The organism is Streptomyces sp. NPDC029836 (assembly GCF_055574495.1).
Genome location: NZ_JBVHZI010000006.1, coordinates 355,235 through 371,345 on the forward strand (window position 1 = coordinate 355,235; position 16,111 = coordinate 371,345).

The 16,111-nt window shown below is 71.0% G+C and carries 11 protein-coding genes; 8 read left to right on the forward strand and 3 right to left on the reverse strand.

The genetic code is table 11. The annotated features are described in order from the left end of the window. Window positions 1-228 precede the first annotated feature (228 nt). The 4 genes from ACZ4XJ_RS20285 to glgB all read left to right on the forward strand — a co-directional run bounded on the left by ACZ4XJ_RS20285 (window position 229) and on the right by glgB (window position 7,809). Window positions 229-2,223 carry an alpha-1,4-glucan--maltose-1-phosphate maltosyltransferase gene (locus tag ACZ4XJ_RS20285; protein ID WP_362876902.1) on the forward strand — a complete coding sequence of 665 codons (1,995 nt, stop codon included), beginning with the start codon at window positions 229-231 and terminating at the stop codon, window positions 2,221-2,223. Continuing rightward, entirely contained in the window at window positions 2,220-3,926 is a 1,707-nt protein-coding gene (gene treS / locus ACZ4XJ_RS20290; protein ID WP_468496925.1) for a maltose alpha-D-glucosyltransferase, read from the forward strand. The genes ACZ4XJ_RS20285 and treS overlap by 4 nt, the downstream gene beginning before the upstream one ends. A gap of 155 nt (window positions 3,927-4,081) precedes the next feature. Further along, window positions 4,082-5,530: a maltokinase N-terminal cap-like domain-containing protein gene (locus tag ACZ4XJ_RS20295; protein WP_362876904.1), complete on the forward strand. Its 1,449-nt coding sequence runs from the start codon at window positions 4,082-4,084 to the stop codon at window positions 5,528-5,530. Next, on the forward strand, window positions 5,527-7,809 hold the full coding sequence (glgB, locus tag ACZ4XJ_RS20300) for a 1,4-alpha-glucan branching enzyme (RefSeq protein WP_362876905.1): 2,283 nt from the start codon (window positions 5,527-5,529) through the stop codon (window positions 7,807-7,809). Before ACZ4XJ_RS20295 ends, glgB begins: the two co-directional genes overlap by 4 nt. Here glgB and ACZ4XJ_RS20305 read toward each other — a convergent pair. Next, window positions 7,799-8,179: a thioredoxin family protein gene (locus ACZ4XJ_RS20305; protein WP_468496926.1), complete on the reverse strand. Its 381-nt coding sequence runs from the start codon at window positions 8,177-8,179 to the stop codon at window positions 7,799-7,801. The genes glgB and ACZ4XJ_RS20305 overlap by 11 nt on opposite strands. A 126-nt stretch (window positions 8,180-8,305) precedes the next feature. Beyond that, window positions 8,306-8,698 (reverse strand): MerR family transcriptional regulator, encoded by a 393-nt coding sequence (locus tag ACZ4XJ_RS20310; RefSeq protein WP_362876907.1) that lies wholly within the window; start codon window positions 8,696-8,698, stop codon window positions 8,306-8,308. A 400-nt stretch (window positions 8,699-9,098) separates the two neighbouring features. Here ACZ4XJ_RS20310 and ACZ4XJ_RS20315 point away from each other — a divergent pair, with 400 nt between their 5' ends. After that, on the forward strand, window positions 9,099-9,719 hold the full coding sequence (locus ACZ4XJ_RS20315; RefSeq protein ID WP_362876908.1) for a helix-turn-helix domain-containing protein: 621 nt from the start codon (window positions 9,099-9,101) through the stop codon (window positions 9,717-9,719). A 118-nt stretch (window positions 9,720-9,837) separates the two neighbouring features. Here ACZ4XJ_RS20315 and ACZ4XJ_RS20320 read toward each other — a convergent pair whose 3' ends face one another. Then, a complete protein-coding gene (locus ACZ4XJ_RS20320) occupies window positions 9,838-10,863 on the reverse strand; it encodes an ATP-dependent 6-phosphofructokinase (protein ID WP_362876909.1) in 1,026 nt (341 codons plus the stop codon). A 310-nt stretch (window positions 10,864-11,173) separates the two neighbouring features. Here ACZ4XJ_RS20320 and pta point away from each other — a divergent pair, with 310 nt between their 5' ends. From pta to pyk, 3 genes are all read left to right on the forward strand, one after another. Further along, a complete protein-coding gene (pta, locus tag ACZ4XJ_RS20325) occupies window positions 11,174-13,288 on the forward strand; it encodes a phosphate acetyltransferase (protein WP_468496927.1) in 2,115 nt (704 codons plus the stop codon). 55 nt (window positions 13,289-13,343) lie between these two features. Further along, the gene (locus ACZ4XJ_RS20330; RefSeq protein WP_468496928.1) at window positions 13,344-14,558 is read left to right on the forward strand and encodes an acetate kinase; all 1,215 of its coding nucleotides are present in this window, start codon (window positions 13,344-13,346) and stop codon (window positions 14,556-14,558) included. 62 nt (window positions 14,559-14,620) lie between these two features. After that, the gene (pyk, locus tag ACZ4XJ_RS20335; RefSeq protein WP_468496929.1) at window positions 14,621-16,051 is read left to right on the forward strand and encodes a pyruvate kinase; all 1,431 of its coding nucleotides are present in this window, start codon (window positions 14,621-14,623) and stop codon (window positions 16,049-16,051) included. Window positions 16,052-16,111: the final 60 nt, after the last annotated feature.

A 16,111-nucleotide genomic window follows, 5' to 3' on the forward strand; every position in this document is an offset into this window, starting at 1 on the left:
GGGGCGTGCGTGGGGCAGGGCTCTGCGGGTACGCGCGGTACACGCACGGCGCACCCGCCCACCCCTTTCCCCGCCACCCGAGTGAACGCGGACAGGAGCGGCCATGCCCGCAGCCCAGCCGTCTTCCGAGCGGCTAGAAACAGAGCGAACAGAGCGTGCACTACCAGCCGTGATACCGGCTGGCCTGTTGTCACCGAGCCCTGCGAACTGCCCCCAGGTGATCCCATCATGATCGGTCGCATTCCCGTGCTGGACGTCCGCCCTGCCGTCGACTGCGGCGCCAGACCCGCCAAGGCGGTCGCGGACGAAGTCTTCGAGATCTCCGCCACCGTGTTCCGCGAGGGCCACGACGCCGTGGCCGCACACGTAGTACTGCGCGATCCGAGCGGGCGCCTGCGCCCGCCGATCCCGATGCGCGAACTCGCCCCCGGCACCGACCGGTGGGGGGCCCGGATCTCCGCCGAGACCGAGGGGAGGTGGACGTACACCGTCGAGGCGTGGAGCGATCCGGTCGCCACGTGGCGGTCACACGCCGCGATCAAGATCCCGGCGGACATCGATACCGGTCTCGTCCTGCTGGAAGGCGCGGAGCTCTACGAGCGGGCCGCCGCCAAGATTCCCAAGCGGGACGGCCGCGCCGCGGTGCGCGACGCCGCCGCGATCATGCGCGACGAGGACCGGACCGTCGCCGAGCGGTACGCGGTCGCGCTCGCGCCCGAGGTGGACGCCGCCTTCGCCAAGCGCCCGTACCGCGAGCTGGTCAGCGCCGCCAAGGCACTGCCGCTGCTGGTCGAGCGCAAGCGCGCCCTCTTCGGTTCCTGGTACGAGATGTTTCCCCGCTCCGAGGGAGCGGTGCTGGAGCCCGGCTCGGCCCCGGTCAGCGGTACCTTCCGGACCGCCGCCGAGCGGCTGCCCGCGATCGCGGACATGGGCTTCGACGTGGTGTACCTGCCGCCCATCCACCCCATCGGCTCCACCTACCGCAAGGGCCCCAACAACACGCTGTCGGCGGGCAGTTGGGACCCGGGCGTACCGTGGGCCATCGGCTCCACGGAGGGCGGGCACGACGCGGTCCACCCCGAGCTCGGCACCATCGAGGACTTCGACGCCTTCGTGGCCCGGGCCCGCGAACTGGAGCTGGAGATCGCGCTGGACTTCGCGCTCCAGTGCTCCCCCGACCACCCGTGGGTGGAGAAGCACCCCGAGTGGTTCCGGCACCGGGCCGACGGGACGATCGCGTACGCCGAGAACCCGCCGAAGAAGTACCAGGACATCTACCCGGTCCACTTCGACGCCGACATGGCCGGCATCGTCGCGGAGACCTGCCGGATCCTGCGGTACTGGATGGACCACGGCGTACGGATCTTCCGCGTCGACAACCCGCACACCAAGCCGGTGGTCTTCTGGCAGAAGGTGATCGCGGACATCAACAAGTCCGACCCGGACGTGATCTTCCTGGCCGAGGCCTTCACCCGCCCGGCCATGATGCGGGCCCTGGCGGCCGTCGGGTTCCAGCAGTCGTACACGTACTTCACCTGGCGCAACACGAAGTCCGAGCTGACGGAGTACGTGAGCGAGCTGGCGGACGACCGTTCGGCCTCGGTCATGCGGCCGAACTTCTTCGTCAACACGCCCGACATCCTGCACGAGTACCTCCAGCACGGCGGCCGCCCCGCGTTCGAGGTCCGCGCGGTCCTGGCCGCCACCCTCTCCCCCACCTGGGGGGTCTACGCGGGCTACGAGCTGTGCGAGAACGCCCCGGCGAAGCCGGGCAGCGAGGAGTACCTGGACTCCGAGAAGTACGAGTTCCGGCCACGCGACTGGGCCGCCGCCGAACGCGAGGGCCGCACCATCGCCCCGCTCATCACCACCCTGAACCGGGTGCGCCGGCTCAATCCCGCCCTTCAGCAATTGCGGGACATCCACTTCCACTCGACCGACAACGAACAGGTGATCGCCTATTCGAAGCACGCGGGCGCCAATTCCGTACTGGTGGTCGTCAACCTCGATCCGCACCACACCCAGGAGGCGACGGTCTCGTTGGACATGCCGGTACTCGGCCTCGACTGGCACGGGTCCCTCGCGGTGCGCGACGAGCTCACCGGCGATACCTATCACTGGGGCAGGGCGAACTACGTACGCCTGGAGCCGGGCCGCACGCCCGCACACGTACTGGCCGCGCTGCGACCGTCCCCGCCCACCGGAGGGTCACCCACCACATGATGATCAACGATCCCGTCCATGACACCTTCGAGGACACCCCCGCCAAGGACCGCGACCCCGACTGGTTCAAGCGGGCGGTCTTCTACGAGGTCCTCGTCCGCTCCTTCCACGACAGCAACGGCGACGGCGTCGGTGACCTCAAGGGGCTCACCGCCAAGCTGGACTACCTCCAGTGGCTCGGCGTCGACTGCCTCTGGTTGCCGCCGTTCTTCGCCTCACCCCTGCGCGACGGGGGCTACGACGTCTCCGACTACACCTCCGTGCTGCCCGAGTTCGGCGACCTCGCCGACTTCGTGGAGTTCGTGGACGCCGCGCACACCCGCGGCATGCGGGTGATCATCGACTTCGTCATGAACCACACGAGCGACCAGCACGAGTGGTTCCAGCAGTCCCGCAATGACCCCGACGGGCCGTACGGCGACTACTACATGTGGGCCGACAACGACAAGCAGTACCAGGACGCCCGCATCATCTTCGTCGACACCGAGTCCTCGAACTGGACGTACGACCCCGTACGCAAGCAGTACTACTGGCACCGCTTCTTCTCGCACCAGCCGGACCTCAACTACGAGAACCCGGCCGTCGTCGAGGAGATCGTGTCCGCCCTGCGCTTCTGGCTGGACCTCGGCATCGACGGCTTCCGCCTCGACGCCGTGCCCTACCTGTACGCCGAGGAGGGCACCAACTGCGAGAACCTCCCGCGCACCCACACCCTGCTCAAGCGGGTCCGGGCGGAGATCGACGCGCACTACCCGGACACGGTGCTGCTCGCCGAGGCCAACCAGTGGCCCGAGGACGTCGTCGACTACTTCGGCGACTACGCGAAGGGCGGGGACGAGTGCCACATGGCGTTCCACTTCCCCGTCATGCCGCGCATCTTCATGGCCGTACGAAGAGAGTCCCGCTACCCCGTCTCGGAGATCCTGGCGAAGACCCCGGCGATCCCGGAGAGCTGCCAGTGGGGCATCTTCCTGCGCAACCACGACGAGCTGACCCTCGAAATGGTGACGGACGAAGAACGCGACTACATGTACGCCGAGTACGCCAAGGACCCGCGGATGCGGGCCAACATCGGCATCCGGCGCCGGCTCGCCCCGCTCCTGGACAACGACCGCAACCAGATCGAGCTGTTCACCGCCCTGCTGCTGTCCCTGCCCGGCTCGCCGATCCTCTACTACGGCGACGAGATCGGCATGGGCGACAACATCTGGCTCGGCGACCGCGACGGCGTCCGCACCCCGATGCAGTGGACCCCGGACCGCAACGCCGGTTTCTCCTCGTGCGATCCGGGCAGGCTGAACCTGCCGGTCATCATGGACCCGGTCTACGGGTACCAGGTCACCAACGTCGAGGCGGCCATGGCATCGCCCTCGTCGCTGCTGCACTGGACCCGGCGACTGATCGAGATCCGCAAGGCGAACCCCGCCTTCGGCCTCGGTTCGTACACGGAACTGCCCTCGTCCAACCCGGCCGTCCTCGCGTTCCTCCGCGAGCTCGACGACGACCTGGTGCTGTGCGTGCACAACTTCTCGCGCTTCGCGCAGCCCACCGAGCTGGACCTGAGGTCGTTCAACGGGCGGGTCCCGGTGGAGCTCACGGGTGACGTGCGCTTCCCGCCGATCGGCCAATGGCCGTACCTGCTGACCCTGGCGGGACACGGCTTCTACTGGTTCCGCCTGCGGAGCGACCAGCGCTCCGACTGACGGACCGAGCAGGGGGGCGGGCACTCCTTTGGGTCAATCGCCCGCCCCTGTACGGATCATCCTGACCCGACACTCGCACATACCGGAGAAGCAACTGCCGCACATCCGGGACACTCTGCGCATTCTGTGACGGCCCGGGGAAAGGACGCGACGCCATGTCGGAGGCTGCATCCGCCCGGAGCCGGCTGACGGCCGACCGGGCCGCCGGGATCGGCCCGCTGGAACCCATGCTGAGGGCCTGGTTGCCCGCACAGCGCTGGTTCGCGGGCAAGGGCCGCACCATCAGCAGGTTGAGGGCCGTTTCGGCGGCCGAACTGCTGCCGCCGGGATCCACTCCCGGCCTGCTCCACCTGCTCCTCGACGTGGACGGGGACTGCTACCAGCTGCTGCTGGGCATCCGCCCGTCCCCGCTCCCGCCCGCCCTCGCGCCCGCACTGATCGGGACCGCCGAGGACGGCCCGTACGCGGGCAGGGCGGTCTACGAGGCGCTGGGCGATCCCCGGCTCGCCGCCATGCTGCTGGAGCGACTGCGCTCCCCCGGCACCCTCGGCCCGCTCCGTTTCGACCGGGACCCCCAGGCCCCGGTCCCGGCCGGGCTCCCACCCCGGCCGCTCTCGGGGGAGCAGACCAACTCCTCCCTCATCTACGGAGATTCGTTCATCCTCAAGGTGTTCCGCCGCGTCGGACCCGGCGTCAACCCGGACCTGGAACTGCCCCGGGCACTGGCCGACGCCGGCTGCTCGCGGGTACCCGCGCCCGTCGCCTGGTACGAGGCCGTGCTGCCCGGGCCCGAGCCGCTGACCCTCGGCGTGCTCCAGCCGTACCTGCGCGGTTCCGACGACGGCTGGCAGCTGGCCCTGCGCCGGCTGGCCGCCGGCGCCGACTTCACCGCGGAGGCGCACGCGCTGGGTCGGGCCACCGCCGAGGTGCACAGCGCCCTCGCCTCCGCCCTGCCCACCATCGCGCTGGGGCCCGAGCAGACCGCCCGGCTCGCCGCCGGGATGACCGCCCGGCTCGCCGCCACCGCGCGCGAGGTGCCCGCGCTCCAGCCCTACGAGGCCGGCCTGCGCGGCGCCTTCGACGCCCTGGCCGCGTCCCGGGGGACCGGGGTCCGAGCCCAGCGCATCCACGGCGACCTGCACCTGGGTCAGACCCTGCGCACCGTCGACGGCAGCTGGGCGCTGATCGACTTCGAGGGCGAACCGGCCCGCTCGCTCGCCGACCGGCGCCGACCGGAACCGGCCGTCCGCGACATCGCCGGGATACTGCGTTCCTTCGACTACGCCGCCCGCTCGCACCGGCCGTTCGCCCCCGCCTGGGCGGACGCCTGCCGGGCCGCGTTCTGCGAGGGCTACGCCCGCACCACCGGCCGGGACCCGCGCGAGGACCCCGTCCTGCTGCGCGCGTACGAGACCGACAAGGCGGTGTACGAGGCCCGCTACGAGTCCCGTCACCGACCCGACTGGCTGCACGTCCCGATGGCGGCGATCCGCCGCCTGTCGGAACCGCAGCGGCCCGCCCACCGCGTGCCGCCGACCCCGCCCGCCCCCGGTTCCGTTTCCCCGCATCCGCATCCGAAGCCCCCGAGGAGGCCGCTCGCGTGAGCGCCGCACGACAGCCGTCACCGACCGTCCGCGACGAAACCGCCCCCGAGACCGGGAAGAAGCCCCGTACCCCGCGGGCCCGGCGGGCCGACCCGCAGCACGGCGGCGTGCGGCCCGCGCCCCCGCTCGCCGCGGAGGAACGCTTCCGGCTGCTGGAGGGCCGCCACCACGACCCGCACGGGGTGCTGGGGGCGCGCGCCCAGCGGGGCGGGGTCGCCTTCCGGGTGCTGCGTCCGTACGCGAAGTCCGTGACGGTCGTGGCGAAGGGGCTGCGGGCCGAGCTCTTCGACGACGGGGACGGGCTGTTCTCGGGGCTGCTGCCGCTGACCGACGTGCCGGACTACCGACTGCTGGTGACGTACGACGGTGACGAGGTGGAGCTGCACGACCCGTACCGGTTCCTGCCCGCCCTCGGCGAACTGGACCTGCACCTGATCGGCGAGGGCCGGCACGAGGAGCTGTGGACGGCGCTCGGCTCGGAGCCCATGGAGCACCAGGGCGTGGCGGGCACCCGGTTCACCGTGTGGGCGCCGAACGCGCAGGGCGTCCGGGTCACGGGCGACTTCTCGTACTGGGACTCGGTCGCCTTCCCGATGCGCTCGCTCGGCTCGTCCGGGGTGTGGGAGCTCTTCCTGCCGGGGGTGGGCGAGGGGACCCTGTACAAGTACGACATCACGCGCCCGGACGGCAGCCACACCGTCCGGGCGGACCCGATGGCCCGGTACGCGGAGGTCCCGCCGGCGACCGCCTCGGTGGTGACCGCCTCCCGGTACGCCTGGCAGGACGCCGACTGGATGCGGACGCGCGGCGAGCGGCCGCCGCACCAGGCCCCGTTCTCCGTCTACGAGTTGCACCTGGCGTCCTGGCGACCCGGCCTCGGCTACCGGCAGCTCGCCGAGCAACTCCCGGCGTACGTCAAGGAGCTGGGCTTCACCCACGTGGAGCTGATGCCGGTCGCCGAGCACCCCTTCGGCGGTTCCTGGGGTTACCAGGTCACCGGTTTCTACGCGCCGACCTCGCGGATGGGCACCCCGGACGACTTCCGGTTCCTGGTGGACTCGCTGCACCGGGCGGGCATCGGGGTGATCGTGGACTGGGTGCCGGCGCACTTCCCGCGCGACGAGTGGGCGCTCGCCGAGTTCGACGGCCGGCCGCTGTACGAGCACGGTGACCCGCGCCGGGCCGCGCACCCGGACTGGGGGACGTTGGAGTTCGACTACGGCCGCAAGGAGGTCCGCAACTTCCTCGTCGCCAACGCCGTGTACTGGTGCCAGGAGTTCCACATCGACGGCCTGCGCGTGGACGCGGTGGCCTCGATGCTGTACCTGGACTACTCGCGCGAGGACGGCGAGTGGTCGCCGAACGAGCACGGCGGCCGGGAGAACCTGGACGCGGTGGCCTTCCTCCAGGAGATGAACGCGACGGTCTACCGGCGCTGCCCGGGCGTGATGACGATCGCGGAGGAGTCCACGGCGTGGGACGGGGTGACCCGGCCGACGGACTCGGGCGGGCTCGGCTTCGGTCTGAAGTGGAACATGGGCTGGATGCACGACACCCTGCGGTACGTGTCGAAGGAGCCGGTGCACCGCAAGTACCACCACAACGACATGACGTTCGGGATGGTGTACGCGTTCAGCGAGAACTACGTGCTGCCGATCTCGCACGACGAGGTGGTGCACGGCAAGCGGGCGCTGGTGTCGAAGATGCCCGGCGACTGGTGGCAGCAGCGGGCCACGCACCGGGCGTACCTGGGGTTCATGTGGGCCCACCCGGGCAAGCAACTGCTCTTCATGGGGCAGGAGTTCGCGCAGGGCTCGGAGTGGTCGGAGGCGCACGGGCCGGACTGGTGGCTGCTGGACTCCTCCTACTCGGCGGCCGGTGACCACCGGGGCGTGCGCGACCTCGTCCGGGACCTGAACCACACCTACGGGGCGACGCCGGCGCTGTGGGAGCGGGACACCGTTCCGGAGGGCTTCGCCTGGGTGGCGGGGGACGCGGCCGACGACAACGTGCTGGCGTTCCTGCGGTTCGCGCAGGACGGCTCGCAGCTGCTGTGCGTCTCCAACTTCTCCCCGGTGGTCCGGCACGCGTACCGGATCGGGGTGCCGGAGGAGGTGCCCGCGTGGCGGGAGGTCCTCAACACCGACCGCCAGGTCTACGGCGGGAGCGACGTCCACCACGCCGCGCCGCTGCGGCCCGAGCCGGTGCCGACCCAGGGGCGGGCGGCCAGCCTGCGGCTGACGCTCCCGCCGATGGCGACGATCTGGCTCAAGCCGTAGCGGGCCGCTCCCGGAGTTCGCGCACCTCTTGGAGCTCCTGGAGCAGCTTGCGCTTGGGGCGGGCCCCGACCATCCGGCGGAGGGGCTCGCCGTCGCGCAGGACGAGCAGGGTCGGCATGGACAGCACCCCGTACCGCGTGACGGTGCCGGGGTTGCTGTCCGCGTCGATCACGACGACCTTGAGGCGGTCGGCCTCCTCCTCGGCGATCGCCGCCAGGACGGGGGCGAGCTGACGGCAGGGTCCGCACCAGGCGGCGGTGAACTCCACCAGTACGGTGCGCTCGCGTTCCCGCAGCACCTCGGCCTCGAAGTCGGCGTCGGTCACCTCGATGACGGCGGACCTGCGGTCGGTTCCCTCGGTGTGGGGCATGGCGTTCCCTCTCGTGGCGTGGTGGTCGGTGGGGGCGGGACGTCCGGGGCCGGGGCCGGGGCCGGGGCCGGATTCCGGTTCGGGTTCGGGTTCCGGCACTGGTCCTGGCCCCGGTCCGGGTTCCGGTCAGCCCGTCATCTCGCAGCGCGGCGCGGCCGTCGGGCCGGCGCTCTCCTCGGCGGTGGCCAGTTGGTGGGCCACCTGCTCCCGTACGTCGGCCAGCCGGCCGATCAGCGCGTCGAGTTCCGCGAGCTTGCGGCGGTAGACGGCGAGGGAGGCCGGGCAGGAGTCACCGGCCGGATGGCCGGCCCGCAGGCAGTCGACGAACGGCCGGGTCTCCTCCAGCTCGAAGCCGACGTCCTGGAGCGTCCGGATCTGGCGCAGCAGGCGCAGGTCGTCCTCGTCGTAGCTGCGGTAGCCGTTGTCGGCGCGCCGCGCGTCGAGGAGGCCGCGGCTCTCGTAGTAGCGCAGCGTCCGTGTGCTGGTGCCGGCCCGTCGGGCCAGTTCGCCGATTCGCATGCCGCGACCGTAGACCTTGACGCCGACGTCAAGGCAAGGAGCCCGTCGGGAGGGGGCCCTCGCCACCCCCGTATGCGAGGGCCCCCCGGTACGGATCACGTACGGGCCGGGCGGCGGGTTCAGCGCCTGTGACGGGGATCACTTCACGGGTGTGGCCGGGCAGCTGAAATGGAGTGGCCAAATCCGTACGCTATAAATGGATCTTCGACTGATCCGATTACCGGACAGTCGCAGGGAAACCGGCCCAAAGCCCTTATCTTCATAGGACTTTCCTACGAGTTATGAGCTTGTTTGAACGGTTGGTAGTCGCCAAGCCTTGGCCACTTCTACCGTGTGCCCTGTGCACTCCAGCCCACCTTTCAATGCCCCCGCCGCGCGTCGTCTGCGTGCGGCCCTGGGCATGGCTCCCGGTCATGTCGCCTACGGCCTGCGAGCCCAGTACGGACTGCTCGTCGCGCCCGAGACCGTCATGGCCTGGGAGCGCGGCGAACAATCGCCGAGCTCGACCGAGCTCACGGCCCTCGCCGGCGTGCTCTGGTGTTCCCCGGCGGAGTTGCTCGCCGAGCCGGTCACCCTGCGGGAACACCGCGTCGCCCGCGGCTTCGACCCCGACGACCTGGCCCGCCGGGTCGGGATCGAAGCGAACGCGTACCAGAAGATGGAGGACACCGGGCGCTGGAAGGGCAACGAGCGGCAGTCCGCCGCCCTGGCCTCGGTGCTCGGCCTGACGCTTGCCCAGTTCATCACCGCGACCGGCAAGCACGACGAGCTCACCGACCTGCTCCGCAGCGCGGTGACCACCCGCTGGCAGGCGTACGTGAAACCGCTCGCCAAGCTCCTCCCGGTGCCCAAGGCCAACCTGGAACGGGCACTGGAGCTCCTGCACGGCGACTACCAGGCCCGGATGGTGTCCACCCTGAGCTGGGGCGGCGCCGAGGGCGCCGGGGCCGGAACCTCGGGCCGGGAGTTCCTCGCGGAGATCACCGACCGGTTCTGGGCCCTGGTCGGCGGTGCGGGATAGGACACACCGCCACCCCTCGGCCCGGCACGGCGAACGGCCCCGGGCGCTTCGCGGAGGAGGCGCACCGGGACCGTTCGGCGGGTGAGGTGGGGCCGCGGGTCCCGGCCGGGCGTTCCGGTCAGAAGACCGACTCGGCCTCGTACATCCGGGCCTCGGGGACGGTCTTCAGCTCGGTGACGGCGTGGGCCAGCGGGGCCATCACGATGTCGGTGCCGCGCAGCGCGGTCATGTTGCCGAACTCGCCGCGGTGGACGGCCTCCACCGCGTGCCAGCCGAAGCGGGTCGCGAGGACCCGGTCGTAGGCGGTGGGGGTGCCGCCGCGCTGGACGTGACCGAGGATGACCGGACGGGCCTCCTTGCCGAGCCGGTGCTCCAGCTCGACGGCGAGGCGGTTGCCGATGCCGGCGAAGCGCTCGTGCCCGTACTGGTCGATGGCGCCCTTCTCGTACGGCATGGAGCCCTCGGCCGGGTGCGCGCCCTCCGCCACGCAGACGACCGCGAACTTCTTGCCGCGGGCGAAGCGTTCCTCCACCATCTTGACCAGGGCGTCCACCTCGAAGGGGCGCTCCGGCAGACAGATGCCGTGGGCGCCGCCGGCCATGCCGGATTCCAGGGCGATCCAACCGGCGTGCCGGCCCATGACCTCGACGACCATCACCCGCTGGTGCGATTCGGCGGTGGTCTTCAGCCGGTCGATGGCCTCGGTGGCCACCATGACGGCGGTGTCGAAACCGAAGGTGCGGTCCGTGGAGGAGATGTCGTTGTCGATGGTCTTGGGTACGCCGACGACGGGCATTCCCGCGTCGGACAGCATGCGGGCGGCGGTCAGGGTGCCCTCGCCGCCGATCGGGATGAGCGCGTCGATCTCGTACCGCCTGGCCAACTCGGCCGCGTTCTCGGCGGCTTCGTGGAGGCGGGCGCGCTCCATTCGGGCCGAGCCGAGGATCGTGCCGCCGCGGGCGAGGATGCCGCTGACGGCGTTGATGTCGAGGGGGCGGTAGTGACCGTCGAGCAGGCCCTTGAAGCCGTCCTCGAAGCCGATGACCTCGTCCCCGTGACCGACGACGGCGCGGTGTACGACCGACCGGATGACAGCGTTCAGGCCCGGGCAGTCGCCGCCTGCGGTGAGAACTCCGATACGCATCGTGCTGTGTCTCCTGCTCCTGGTCGTACCTGGCCGTACGCGTGCGGGCGGACAGCCGTACATATGAAGGGCGTATTGATGCCGCCTGTCCGATTGTTCCACGTGCCCGGGGGGCCGCGCGCTGCGCGCCACTCCGCCCACCGGGCCTTTCGACCCTCCCACAGGGCCTTTGTTCCGGCGGGCGCCCTATCCATTGGCGGAGGTATTGTCAAGGGGTCGAGCCCTACGCATTCGGGATGAACGACGCACGGATCGGCCCGCCGCACGGTGGGGCGCCACGACCATCACAGACCACGGACGGAGAGCACGCGTGACGCGCAGCGTGTACGTGACCGGTATCGAGCGGGGGGACGGCCGGCAGGTCGTCGAGCTGGGGATCATGGAGCTCCTGACCCGGCAGACGGGCCGGGTGGGCGTGTACCGCCCCCTGCTCCACGATGCCCCGGACCGGCTCTTCGACCTGCTCAAGGCCCGCTACCGGATCGAGCAGGACGCGGCCACCGCCTACGGCATGGAGTACCAGGAGGCCTCCGCCATCCTGGCCGAGAAGGGTACCGACGAGCTGGTCTCCCGGCTGGTCGACCGCTTCCACCGGGTGGCCCGCGACTACGAGGTCATGCTGGTCCTCGGCACCGACTACGCCGACACCAACCTCCCCGACGAGCTGGCGCTGAACGCCCGCCTCGCCAACGAGCTCGGCGCGGTCGTCGTCCCCGTCGTGGGCGGCACCAAGCACCCCGCCGAGGCCGTGCGCGCCGAGACCCGCAACGCGTACCGCGCCTACGAGAGCCTGGGCTGCCACGTCGTGGCGATGGTCGTGAACCGGGTGGCCCCCGAGGACCGCGACGTCATAGCCGAACGGCTGGCCGCCCGGCTCCCCGTCCCCTGCTACGTGCTGCCGGACGACAAGTCGCTGTCCGCCCCGACCGTCGCGCAGATCACCCGCGCGCTCGGCGGCGAGGTGCTCCTGGGCGACGAGGCGGGGCTGGCGCGCGACGCCGTCGACTTCGTCTTCGGCGGCGCGATGCTGCCGAACTTCCTGAACGCCCTGACGCCCGGCTGCCTCGTGGTCACCCCCGGGGACCGCTCCGACCTCGTCATCGGCGCGCTCGCCGCGCACACCTCCGGCACCCCGCCGATCGCCGGCGTCCTGCTGACCCTGAACGAGCGGCCCGGACAGGACATCCTGACGCTGGCCTCGAAGCTGGCGCCCGGTACGCCCGTCGTCTCGGTGGCCGGCAACAGCTTCCCGACCGCCGCCGAGCTGTTCTCCCTGCAGAGCCGCCTGAACTCGGCGACCCCGCGCAAGCTGGAGACCGCCCTCGGCCTCTTCGAGCGGCACGTCGACACCGCCGAGCTGCGCGGGCTGCTGTCGGTGGCCCGCTCCGAGCGCGTCACCCCGATGATGTTCGAGCACGAGCTGCTGGAGCGGGCGCGCGCCGAGCGGCGCCGGGTGGTGCTGCCCGAGGGCACCGAGGAGCGGGTGCTGCGCGCCGCCGACGTGGTGCTGCGCCGCGGGGTCTGCGACCTGACCCTGCTGGGCGAGGAGCCGGCCATCCTGAAGAAGGCGGCCGACCTGGGCATCGACATCTCCGGCGCGCAGCTGATCGACCCGGCGACCTCACCGCTGCGCGAACGCTTCGCCGAGTACTACGCGAAGGCCCGCGCCCACAAGGGGATGACCGTCGAGCTGGCCAACGACGTGGTCACGGACGTCAATTACTTCGGCACCCTGATGGTCCAGGAGGGGCTCGCCGACGGCATGGTCTCCGGCTCGGTGCACTCCACCGCCGCCACCATCCGCCCCGCCTTCGAGATCATCAAGACGAAGCCCGACGCGGCGATCGTCTCCTCGGTGTTCTTCATGTGCCTGGCCGACAAGGTCCTCGTCTACGGGGACTGCGCGGTCAATCCGGACCCCGACGCCGAGCAGCTCGCGGACATCGCCGTGCAGGCCTCGGCCACGGCCGCCGCGTTCGGCGTCGAGCCGCGGATCGCGATGCTCTCGTACTCCACCGGCACCTCGGGTTCCGGGGCCGACGTGGACAAGGTCCGCAAGGCCACCGAGATCGTCCGGTCGCAGCGGCCCGACCTGCTGATCGAGGGGCCGATCCAGTACGACGCCGCCGTGGAGCCCTCGGTCGCCGCGACCAAGCTGCCCGAGTCCGACGTGGCCGGACGGGCGACCGTGCTGATCTTCCCCGATCTCAACACGGGCAACAACACCTACAAGGCCGTGCAGCGTTCGGCGGGCGCCGTGGCGGTCGGCCCGGTGCTCCAGGGTCTGCGCAAGCCGGTCAACGACCTGTCGCGCGGCGCGCTGGTGCAGGACATCGTCACCACCGTGGCGATCACCGCGATCCAGGCCCAGAACCAGGGAACGCGGAGCCCGGAGGTTCCGGCCGCCCCGGCCCCCGGGGCCTGACCCCGACCGGCCCGCCCGCATCCCCCACCGAACGCGACCAGGAAAGACCTTCATCGTGACCGCATCGCGCGTACTCGTCCTCAACTCCGGCTCCTCGTCGGTGAAGTACCAGCTCCTCGACATGGCGGACCGGTCCCGGCTGGCCGCCGGCCTGGTGGAGCGCATCGGCGAGGAGACCTCGCGGCTCACCCACGAACCGCTGACCGGGCCGGGTGCCGCGGCCGGCAAGCGCGAGCGGTCCGGCCCGATCGCCGACCACGGGGCCGCGTTGAAGGCGGTCGCGGCGGAACTGGCCGCCGACGGCATGGGGCTGGACTCCCCCGAACTGGCGGCCGTGGGCCACCGGGTGGTGCACGGCGGGACCCGCTTCACCGAGCCGACGGTCATCGACGACGAGGTGCTCGCGGAGATCCGCAGCCTGATCCCGCTGGCCCCGCTGCACAACCCGGCGAACGTCACCGGCATCGAGGTGGCGCGCGAGCTGCGTCCCGACCTCCCGCAGGTCGCGGTGTTCGACACCGCCTTCCACGCGACGATGCCGGAGCACGTGGCCCGGTACGCGATCGACGCGGCCACGGCCGACCGGTACGCCATCCGGCGGTACGGCTTCCACGGCACCTCCCACTCCTACGTCTCCCGGGCCGCCGCCCGGCTGCTGGGCAAGCCGGTGGAGGACGTGAACGTGATCGTGCTGCACCTGGGCAACGGCGCCTCCGCCTCGGCCGTGCGGGGCGGCGTGTGCGTGGAGACGTCCATGGGGCTGACGCCGCTGGAGGGCCTGGTCATGGGGACCCGCTCGGGCGACCTGGACCCGGCGGTGATCTTCCACCTGGCGCGGGTGGGCGGCCTGTCCATCGACGAGATCGACTCGCTGCTCAACAAGAAGAGCGGTCTGCTGGGTCTGTGCGGCGACAACGACATGCGCGAGGTGCAGCGGCGGGCCGACGGGGGCGACACCGCGGCCCGGCTGGCCCTGGACGCGTACGTGCACCGGCTGAAGAAGTACATCGGTGCCTACACGGCGGTGCTGGGTCGGGTGGACGCGGTGGTGTTCACCGCGGGCGTCGGCGAGAACGCGGCCGGAATCCGGGCAGCAGCGGTGCGGGGGCTGGAGGAGCTGGGCCTGGCGCTGGACCCGGAGGCCAACGCGGCGAGGTCCTCCGAGCCCCGACTGGTGTCGGCCGAGTACGCCAGGGTGGCGGTGGCCGTGGTCCCCACCGATGAGGAACTGGAGATCGCCACCCAGGCGCACGCGCTGGTTACCCACTAGTCACTTGGACTTTCCACCAGACGGAATATTCCGCTACGAAACAAACGGATAGGATCCGCTTCATGCGCCGTTCCAAAATCGTCTGCACGCTGGGCCCCGCCGTCGACTCGTATGAGCAGCTGAAAGCGCTCATCGAGGCAGGTATGAACGTGGCCCGATTCAACTTCAGCCACGGATCCCAGGCAGAGCACCAGGAGCGGTACGACCGCGTCCGGAAGGTCTCCGAGGACACCGGCCGGGCGGTCGGCGTCCTCGCCGACCTCCAGGGTCCGAAGATCCGCCTGGAGACCTTCGCCGAGGGTCCCGTCGAGCTGGTGCGCGGTGACGAGTTCACCATCACCATCGAGGACGTCCCCGGTGACAAGTCCATCTGTGGCACCACCTACAAGGGTCTCCCGGGCGACGTGTCCAAGGGCGACCAGGTCCTGATCAACGACGGCAACGTCGAGCTCCGCGTGACGGGGGTCGAGGGCCCGCGGGTCAAGACCATCGTCATCGAGGGCGGTGTCATCTCGGACCACAAGGGCATCAACCTGCCGGGTGCCGCCGTGAACGTCCCCGCCCTGTCGGAGAAGGACGTCGACGACCTGCGGTTCGCCCTGCGGATGGGCTGCGACATGGTCGCCCTGTCCTTCGTCCGGGACGCCGGCGACATCAAGGACGTCCACAAGGTCATGGACGAGGAGGGCCGCCGGGTCCCCGTCATCGCCAAGGTCGAGAAGCCGCAGGCCGTCGAGAACATGGCCGCCGTGGTGGACGCCTTCGACGCGGTCATGGTGGCCCGCGGCGACCTGGCCGTCGAGTACCCGCTCGAAAAGGTCCCGATGGTCCAGAAGCGGCTCATCGAGATGTGCCGCCGCAACGCCAAGCCGGTGATCGTCGCGACCCAGATGATGGAGTCGATGATCACCAACTCGCGCCCGACGCGCGCCGAGGCGTCCGACGTCGCCAACGCGATCCTCGACGGCGCGGACGCGGTCATGCTGTCCGCGGAGTCCTCGGTCGGCGCCTACCCGATCGAGACCGTCAAGACGATGTCCAAGATCGTCACGGCGGCCGAGGAGGAGCTCCTGTCCAAGGGCCTCCAGCCGCTGGTCCCGGGCAAGAAGCCCCGTACCCAGGGCGGCTCCGTCGCCCGCGCGGCCTGCGAGATCGCGGACTTCCTCGACGGCAAGGCGCTCATCGCCTTCACCCAGTCCGGGGACACGGCCCGCCGGCTCTCGCGCTACCGCGCGACCCAGCCGATCCTGGCCTTCACCACGGACGTCAACACCCGCAACCAGCTCACGCTGAGCTGGGGCGTCGAGTCCTACGTCGTCCCGCACGTGGACAACACGGACGCGATGGTCGACCTCGTCGACGGGGAGCTGCACAAGCTGGCCCGCTACAACGAGGGCGACACCATGGTCATCACGGCCGGCTCGCCCCCCGGTGTCCCGGGCACCACCAACATGGTGCGCGTCCACCACGTCGGCGGCTCCGCCCGCGACTGACCCGGCGGCTCCGCCGCCGGAACGACTCTGCCGCACAGAGCGAGGGCGGCACCCCGGATC